Origin of the sequence: Lapidilactobacillus mulanensis (assembly GCF_003946215.1) — a bacterium.
Taxonomy (GTDB): Bacteria; Bacillota; Bacilli; order Lactobacillales; family Lactobacillaceae; genus Lapidilactobacillus; species Lapidilactobacillus mulanensis.
The window spans coordinates 1-2066 of sequence record NZ_RHOW01000093.1 but is presented as its reverse complement, the minus strand read 5'-3'; the positions used below and the strand labels follow the sequence as shown (position 1 = coordinate 2066).

At 45.1% G+C, this 2066-nt stretch carries 2 protein-coding genes; both read right to left on the bottom strand.

Going from position 1 to position 2066, the window contains the following annotated elements; translation table 11 throughout:
• Positions 1-75 precede the first annotated feature (75 nt).
• Positions 76-1605 (bottom strand): IS66 family transposase, encoded by a 1530-nt coding sequence (tnpC, locus tag EKM67_RS10595; protein WP_164506656.1) that lies wholly within the window; start codon positions 1603-1605, stop codon positions 76-78.
• Between the two features lie 64 nt (positions 1606-1669).
• Positions 1670-2023, bottom strand: coding sequence for an IS66 family insertion sequence element accessory protein TnpB (tnpB, locus tag EKM67_RS10590; RefSeq protein ID WP_010011941.1), 354 nt, complete (start codon positions 2021-2023; stop codon positions 1670-1672).
• Positions 2024-2066 lie beyond the last annotated feature (43 nt).

The window sequence follows — 2066 nt, the reverse complement described above, 5'->3', positions numbered from 1 at the left end:
TGTAAGCGGTAAATAATCACCCGTTTTAAAAAGACAACCAAACTTCTCGATTTTGAGAAATCTGGTTGTCTTTTGTTAGGCGGCATTTTTAGCTTGATGCTTGTCCGTTGTTTTTTTATTTTGATGCCGAGCACCTGGATAATGCCATGGTAAATAAAACGCTAACTGCGCCGGATCGGCGAAATCTGGTTGTTGCGGCAGTTCTTTTAACAGATAAGTAATGTAAGCTCGTGGATCAATGCCGTTGGCCTTGGCACTTTCAATTAAAGTTAGCCAAATGGCGGTTGATCTGGCTCCGGCTGGACTCGTACTGAAAAGCCAGTTTTTTCGGCCGATCACAAGACGCTTCATATTGCGTTCAGAAGCATTATTGCTCCAGTCCATCATGCCAATATTGATTAACCGATCTAAGGTCGGCCTTTGATCAACGGCGTAAGTGATTGCCTTGCCTAAACGTGATTTAGGTAGTACCTGTGCCGAAGCGATCCATTTCCAGAAGCGCTTAAGTAGCTTGCGAATCTGACTATGTCGTCTACGCCGCCGCACGCGCGGGGAAAAATGCTGCCATTGTCGTTCATGGGCAAACATCTCATCGATCAATGTCAGGGGGACACTTGCTACTGTTTTACCGTTAACTTGGGCGGCATCGTAAAACTTACGCCGCACATGGGCCCAACAACCGACCCGAGTCACACTGTTTGCTAACAAGTTATAGCCGGCATAACCATCGCACTGTAGGATACCAGTGAAGTTCTGGTATAATTTTTGGGCGAAGGTGCCTGAACGTGTCTTGCTATAAGCATATAAAATAATTTGCTGGGGACATTGTTTGACCGTTCGGGCCACCCACATATAGGATTTTGCGGTTGCGGCTTTACCTGATTCACGTAGTACTTGAATTGGGGTCTCGTCACCTTGCAAATAGCGCTGCGCGCTGATTGCTTGCCACAATAGGTCGTAGATTGGCGCAACCATTTGACTTGATTTAATGATCCAGTTGGTCGCCGTGGCTTCTGAAAGTGCGATACCTAGTCGCTTCCAGTTGGGTAATTGCCGATATAACGGCGTACCTAAGATAAACTTTTGACAGATGATCTCGGCAACCACCGAAGCTGAAGCGAGACTATGCGGAATTAAAGCTGCTGGTGTGTGCGCTTGAATTAAATGCGCAATCCCATCTTCTAGTTCACATTCAAGGCACTTATAGGTGCGCGTATAAATACGCTCACGATAGAGTTTAGCCGGAATAAAATGCAGTTCTTCACGGACAAACTTTTTGCCAACGCTGGTTAGCTTATGACCTTGGTCACACTGTTGGCCAGTTAAATCAATCATTGTTTCTTTAACCGCCAAATGGCGGCTTAAGCTTTCTTGCCGGGTTTTTTTACGCTTTTTCTTTGCCGGTACTTGATCTGTGGCGCTGCTTTGTTGGCCAGTTTGCTCTGGCGCGCTAAAAACACCGTCATTACCTTCCAGTAAAGACAGCTGATTAGGGTCCATTTGTTCTGATTTTTGACCATAAAGTTTTTTCGTCAAGTATGCGACCATCTCTGTCAATTCGGCCACCTGTTTGCGTAACGCCGCAATTTCTTCTTCTGGGGTCATTAGCCCACCTACTCAGTCCGTATTTTATGAATTGAGTTTACCACGTCTCCTTTAGCTTGAATAGTTATTTTTCATGTCCAGGTGGACATGTTTTATGAATAGTGGCGTCTAACGACCAACCGCTGAGTAATCGCCGCAATTGTTTGGCATTCAGTTTGCGTAATGCATTCTGATTAGTCGGCCACTGTAACCGCCCATTTTCAATTCGTTTGTAAAGTAATAAAAAGCCATCACCGTCCCAGTAGAGCGCCTTAAAGCGGTCTTTCCTAGTACCACAGAATAAATAGAGCGCCTGATTATAAGGATCCAATTCAAATTGATCTTGAACAACGCCGGCTAAACCGTCGATGCCGCGGCGAAGATCTGTTTTACCGCACACTAAATAGACTTGGCGAATTTGCCGTTGATCAATGATCATCGGTGAACACCGCCTTTAAAATTGCTTCTAAAATATAGTTATT